Below are 6,599 nucleotides of genomic sequence, written 5' to 3' on the forward strand. Positions count from 1 at the left end.
CGTCAATCACAAATTTAAGCTTGTGATTGACGATTTTTCTTTACCTTTTTACTAATACCACCGAAACATCGTTTACATTGGTGCCAGTTGGCCCAGTCATAATTAAGCCCTCCGTCTTTTGCAGCGCGTGGTAGGCATCATTTTCTTGTAAAACCTCATAGATGCTAAGACCGGCTCGCAAAAGCTTAGCTTTTGTCTCGCCATCGGCGTAACCACCAGCAGCATCGGTCGGGCCATCGGTACCATCGCTACCAACACTAAAGACCGCTGTATTATCCAATCCGGCAATGCCTTCAGCGGCAGCTAGCGCCAATTCCTGATTGCGCCCACCAAGGCCTTTACCTGTTAAGTGAACTACAGTCTCACCACCACATATAAACGCGATACTCTTTGCCGTGCTTTGATAGCTTTTAGCAATTGCGGCTAAGAAGGCTCCTGCTTCCTTTGCCACACAGTCTAATTGATCGGTAAGATACACCACTTCATAACCAAGTTCTTTACACGCTCCCTCGGCGGCGTCACAGAGATTCTTTACACTACCTGTAATTACCGTCTCTACATTATCTAACGCTTTTGGTGTCTCTCCCTTTAGTAATTCCATTACCTTTTCACTAAAGGACAGTTTATACTTCTCCACAATCTCTAATGCCGCCTCCTGGGTGGAGGAGTCAGGATACGCCGGACCAGAAGCAATCATATCGAGAGGATCTCCTAAGATGTCACTTAAGACGATGCTATATACTTTCGCCGGAGCACAGATTTTAGCGAATTTGCCACCTTTTACTGCCGATAAACGTTTGCGAATCGTATTGATTTCCACAATGTCAGCGCCACAGGCCAACAGCTTTTCCGTCACGTCTGTAAGTTCCTCTGATGATACTAATGGTTTCTCAAAAAGCGCTGAACCGCCACCAGAAAGTAAAAACAAGACCGTATCTTCCGGTTTCAAATCACTCACTAAGTCAAGGGCTGCCTGGGTTCCTTTAAAGGAGTTCTCATCGGGAACTGGATGTCCCGCCTCGTAGCAAGCAATCCTCGGAATTTCACCCATTACGTGGTCGTATTTTGTCACTACCACTCCAGCAACGATCTGATCGCCTAATAATCCGGCAGCGGCTTTTGCCATCTGCCAGGCCGCTTTCCCAGTGGCCACTACATACAGTTTACCACCGGTAAACTCCTTATTTGCTAACGCCTGCTTAACCGCCTCATCTGGCAACACTTTCTTAATAGACTCCTTAACGATAAAGTCTGCATCTTCTCTTAACCGCATCTCGCTCTCCTTCTACTTTAGTGGAAAAATAAACTTAGGACAAAGATAAAGGCGATGGAACATAAACCTTCTACTAATGTAACCATTGTTTGCGTTTTGTACCCTTGTTCTGGTGTCATCTCTCCAAAATTTGTTACTACCCAAAAATATGAATCATTTGCATGGGATACCGTCATTGCTCCTGCCCCAATTGCCATTACACAAAGGGCTGACATAACTGGCGAGGCCATACCTAAGGCTCCCATAAGAGGTGCCATTATACCAGCAGTTGTAGTAATCGCTACCGTTGAAGAGCCTTGGGCGGTCTTTAGAATTGCTGCTAGTAAGAAGGGGAAGAAAATTCCAATTGGTTCAAGCACATTTGCATTATCCGTAATAAAATTAACCAAGCTCGTGGCTGCAATTACTTTTCCTAAAACGCCACCTGCAGCTGTAACAAACAAAATAGGTCCTACGGTTTTTAACGTATCGTTCGTCAAATCGTAAAGTTGCTCGGTTAGCTTTGACTGAACTAACAAAATAATGCCCAGCAGCACCCCTACCGCTAGAGCGATAATTGGCGTTCCTAGGAAAATACAAGCAGTCGAGAGTGCACCTGTCCATCCTAGGATAGACGAAACATTTGACAATGCCATTAAAAGAATAGGCACTAATATCGGGGCCAATGACATAAGTCCTGAAGGAAGCTTTCCATAGGATTTTACAAGTTCCTCATACGTTTGCACAGTTTCTTCTGCTTCTAATTCATCCTTTGATTTTACTTTCTTACCAATATGTTTCGCAAAGAAATACGCGCCTGCTAAAGCAGGAATCGAAACTAATGCACCAAATCCCATAACCAGTAGCATATGATTACCAATCCCCAAGGTATTCGCGGCTGCTATCGGTCCTGGTGTAGGAGGAATAAATACATGAGAGGCATATAAACCAGCAGATAGACACATGGTCATTGCCACTGATGAGGCCCCTGTTCTTTTCACTAGTGCTTTACGGATAGGATTAAGAACTACAAATCCCGAATCACAGAAAACGGGAATGGATACCACCCATCCCATTAACTCAATCGCTAATTCAGGATGCTTTGGTCCCACAACCTTTATGACCAAATCCGCTAATTTAAGTGCTGCGCCTGTTGCTTCCAAAAAGGTACCAATCATTGCCCCAAATATAATGACGATACCAATACTGGTGAATGTTGATGAAAAGCCATTGCCAATTACGGTGGCTATCCCATCGGTTACATTTCCCTCTGCATCCGTTACCGCCGCAAAGGGGATTCCTCCAACAACTCCTAAAACTAGTGACACTAGTAGGATGGAAAGAAATGGGTGAATCTTAAACTTGCTAATCATTAGAATCATGGCGACAATCGCCACGATAAAAACAATTAAAAATGGTACTCCTGTCATAGTGTGTGTCCTCCTCAAGACAATTTTTTGCACATTTTGTATAATTACATTAATTGTATTCATACTGCTTTGTGCTTTATCACTATAATCTAGCAGATTTCCACACATTCGTAAATGTTATAGAGGACATAAAGTTTCAATTCTTTTCGTCTCCTGTAACATTACTCTCCCAGATTAAGATTTTGGTAGAATAATAAGGCCATATAGTAACTAGGCGCATTGGATAGCTTCCTAATGTCCTTTCCCGTATACTCTGCTAGTTTCTTAAGCTTATACTGGAGAGTATTTTTATGCATATAAAGCGCTTCTGACATCTTCCCCAGGGAGCCATCGTACTTAAAGTAATTCTCTATTATTCTGGCATACTCCTCCCATTTTTCTCTAGGAACGCGAATCATTGTCTTTTCCACATATTCTTCCATGGTCTCTCGAGATATCTCATCCAAAAAAAGTTCTATATCTAACTCATCGTAACAAATAATGCCTTCTCTACTAAGTAGCGCCATAGATGCTGCCTTTTCCGCCTCAATTCGACCGTTATATATGGTTCCCTTACTCTCATAACTACCATCGATTCCGGCAATCATCTCCCGTCCGTATTTCTCATGAATTAGATTAATCATGCGAATTACTTTATCCTTTAATACCGCCGTGTCACAATCTGGATACAGACAGTACTGCTTGTCTGGCGCTCTGAGATAAGGACCCTTCTCCAGCTCCATTTGCTGTCTAACTGCAGTTTCCATATCTTCTAAAAGCTTTTGTCCCTCCAAGGTATCTAAAAGTGCTTGATAATCGAGAAAATGGAGTACCACAACTCGGTAAGGCCTCGTAATATCAATTTGCAGATTCTGCCCACGCTGAATAAACTTCCGGCTATACGGTAGAGCCGAGTTTAAAAACCATTCTTCGATAAACCGATTTTTCATCCGATTATCGTAACGCTTTGCATCTCGGCGAATACTGTCTTCAATCATGATCTCTGTAATTTTCCTAACGATGTTTCCATAAGGAGCAACTCGTTCTCGCTCCCCTGTCACCCCCACCACGCCAACAATTTCTCCAGCGACAATGAGGGGTAGATTCGTCCCCATCCTTGTGGTTTTAGTCTCCATTTCCGAGGTAATATAAAGCTCTGGCAGCTTCTCCGTAATAATTCGTCTAGCGCCCTCGTGCAGATCACCAATCCGGCTCTCATCCGTACTGGCGATAATCTTTCCTTGATGGTCCATCAGATTAATATGTTCATTTATCTCGTTGCCAATTTCTTCCACAATCGACTGAGCCACCAGATTTGAAATATACATCATAAGCATTCTCCTTCATTGGCTTTAGCAAATAGCAATTCACTACCTGGAAGTTGCTCTGCAAACGTCACGTTAAACACTCCTTGGGGGCGATTAAGGCTGATACTAGCATGCCTTTCTTTTTCCCTTGCTGCCTGTTCCATGCAAGCGACTAAATCCGCCAGCACCTGCTGGGTAAGATGTCCACCTCGCCAGTGAAAAATCAGCGGTTTCTTCTTACGAATAGCCTGGGGAACTCGCTTTTTCACGTCCTCCATCTTCGTAAATGACAGCTTCTTCTCACGGTAGTAAAAATGCTCCTTTGATTCACATTTTGGCACAGGGTATATAACCGGTTCGTGATCTTTAAATACTTGTTGATCACTTAAGTTAAAGTAATCATAGCGAACCATCTCCCCGCCACCAAGGGTGTTATCAAACGTAGCATCAAGGTGAAAATATTTGCCCTCAATACGGATAATGTTCCAGGCGTGTCGATACTTAATCCCCTTTTCGGGATTTGCTTCAGAAATGGCGATAATGCACCAAAGGCCCACGGCATCACAAAGCACTTTAACCGTTTTAGCAATCCCCTCACAGACACTGACACCGTGACCTAAAGGCCCGATAATCTCGTGAGAATACGGTTTTTTAAGCTTATCATAACGAACATTCTGGCAAATAAAGTCGTGGATTGCCTGCTCTTTTTCTTTTTCGCTTTTTCCTTTTAAGGGCGCTGCTAGCTTACTCACTCGCGCATTCATCATCTGCCCCTGCTCCACTACCTTCTTTTTTGTAAATAGGTACTCTGGAATAAACAAGACGTGACTCGCCTCTTGGTAAAATTTATAACGGTAGCCTACGGCATAGAAAATCTCCGGATGATCTAGGCGTAACTTAAAGAAAATCTCTTGGAGCTCACCACCATCTGTTTTTGGTATGGCAAATGACGGCTCTAGTTTCACAAGCCCCACTTTCATGGCATGGTAAATATTCTGTTTTGTTTTATTCATTTTACTGTAGTAATACGCTTCCATGTCTCTATCATAACAAAAAATAGGCGCTACCGCGCCTATTTTTCCATTTTTACCAATTATAAATATACTGATCGTAACTAATATCGAAAACCACACCTGTCTTTATATCCACATCTACTGATACCGAGTAGTAAGCATTGTCAACATCTTTTTCCCAGGTATAGCTCTTAAGGCTATCCCCTTCATAAAGATCATCCTCATCTCCATAGACTTTTTTCACCTCTTCTATAGTGCTACCGATGGTGATACCGCCGGCAAAGAGTACCTCGATGCTCTCTCCTTCGATGTTATAGCCAGAAATGGAGACCCCGTACACCTTGCAATCTTTCACATTTAACGGCTCTTTCGTATCATTATACACGGTTAAGGAAAGACTATTTCCCTCTTCGTTTTCCACCCAGACAAAATCCATATCGTCCGCTTCCACCATGGTATCCGAACTTGTGTATTCTTCATCGTATACGTAACCTAGTTTTTCAAACTCAGCAATACTTACTGGTAACTTTAATACTTCTTCGCCTACTTGAACATTAAATTCCGTCCAATCATCACTTAGTTTGTCACTTTTCTTAAGATCGGTCTTTTTAACATCTCGTTCGTAATAATCGTCCCCATCGTCTTCCCAGTCACTATAGCCACCAGCCTCTAAAGCCGCTTTCGGAATTTCAATCTTATCAACAGTATTGTAATCGGTAAATGTCATTTCGATTAAGCAAGCATTAATCTTCACATCTTCGTCTTTGAATTCATCCATGCTCTCAAAAACCGATGACATATCAAAGGAAAATCTCGCTGGCAACACTTCCTTCCGGTAGATGTCAACCATGATTGGAAACTCTAGCTTCTCTAACTCGTCTGTGTCGAAAAGGCCGCTAGTAAATTCCTCTAACATATCCTCATCAACCATCTTATAAAAATCTTTGCCGCTCAGCGTTCCTTTGAGACGAAAGCACTCTTTCCCACTTACTTCTATCGTTTCTTTATCCGTACTGAATTTGTCAGCATTGGCCACAAGGGTTTTGTAGGAATCCTCATTCATACTGATTGTTGAAGCTTCCCCACTGTTTACTTCCCAGTAATCATCAACGCCAACATACGAAAGTAGCTCACCATCTTTCTCTTCCTGATAGAGCTCCATTTCCTGACTATTGGTGGCTCCTGCGTATTTCATAGACACCTCACCCGTACTTTTGCTAATGTACGGATTTATGATGGCCTCGGTATCAAGGGTCATTGCAATGCCAACCTCCCCTTCATCAGGGTGTTCAAATTGCATATCTAAGACGGTACTGCCTACATAGGATTCAATCGTCTTACTGCTCTCCACCAAATCTGCAAAAAGATTTTCTGGAGTGGCTTTTTTCTTACACCCAGTTATTAATCCCGGGATCATAACCGCGACTAATGCTAAGGCGCCAATTCTCCTTATTCCTTTTTTCATTTCCTTACATTCCTCCATTTTCCTTTGTATTTTTTTCTTGCCCTTCACCTATCACTATATTATTTTTCAAAGGAAGATGTCAAATATTATCTGCATATATCGAGTAGGAGGCGGTGACTAACCGCCGTCCTCTCACAGCACCGTACGTACCGT

General features: G+C 42.6%; 5 protein-coding genes. All 5 read right to left on the minus strand.

Features of this window, described 5'->3' with window-relative positions; genetic code table 11:
• Nucleotides 1–40: 40 nt before the first annotated feature.
• The 5 genes from NHH16_RS06850 to NHH16_RS06870 all read right to left on the minus strand — a co-directional run bounded on the left by NHH16_RS06850 (nt 41) and on the right by NHH16_RS06870 (nt 6,446).
• Nucleotides 41–1,273 carry a glycerate kinase type-2 family protein gene (locus NHH16_RS06850; protein ID WP_262068843.1) on the minus strand — a complete coding sequence of 411 codons (1,233 nt, stop codon included), beginning with the start codon at nt 1,271–1,273 and terminating at the stop codon, nt 41–43.
• A gap of 17 nt (nt 1,274–1,290) precedes the next feature.
• On the minus strand, nt 1,291–2,682 hold the full coding sequence (locus NHH16_RS06855; RefSeq protein WP_262068844.1) for a GntP family permease: 1,392 nt from the start codon (nt 2,680–2,682) through the stop codon (nt 1,291–1,293).
• 161 nt (nt 2,683–2,843) lie between these two features.
• The gene (locus tag NHH16_RS06860) at nt 2,844–3,992 is read right to left on the minus strand and encodes a CdaR family transcriptional regulator (RefSeq protein ID WP_262068845.1); all 1,149 of its coding nucleotides are present in this window, start codon (nt 3,990–3,992) and stop codon (nt 2,844–2,846) included.
• On the minus strand, nt 3,989–5,005 hold the full coding sequence (locus tag NHH16_RS06865) for a transglutaminase domain-containing protein (protein WP_262068849.1): 1,017 nt from the start codon (nt 5,003–5,005) through the stop codon (nt 3,989–3,991). The genes NHH16_RS06860 and NHH16_RS06865 overlap by 4 nt, the downstream gene beginning before the upstream one ends.
• Before the next feature lie 49 nt (nt 5,006–5,054).
• On the minus strand, nt 5,055–6,446 hold the full coding sequence (locus NHH16_RS06870; RefSeq protein WP_262068846.1) for a DUF6612 family protein: 1,392 nt from the start codon (nt 6,444–6,446) through the stop codon (nt 5,055–5,057).
• Nucleotides 6,447–6,599: the final 153 nt, after the last annotated feature.

The sequence above is a fragment of the Ohessyouella blattaphilus genome (assembly GCF_024721265.1).
GTDB lineage: Bacteria > Bacillota > Clostridia > Lachnospirales > Lachnospiraceae > Aequitasia > Aequitasia blattaphilus_A.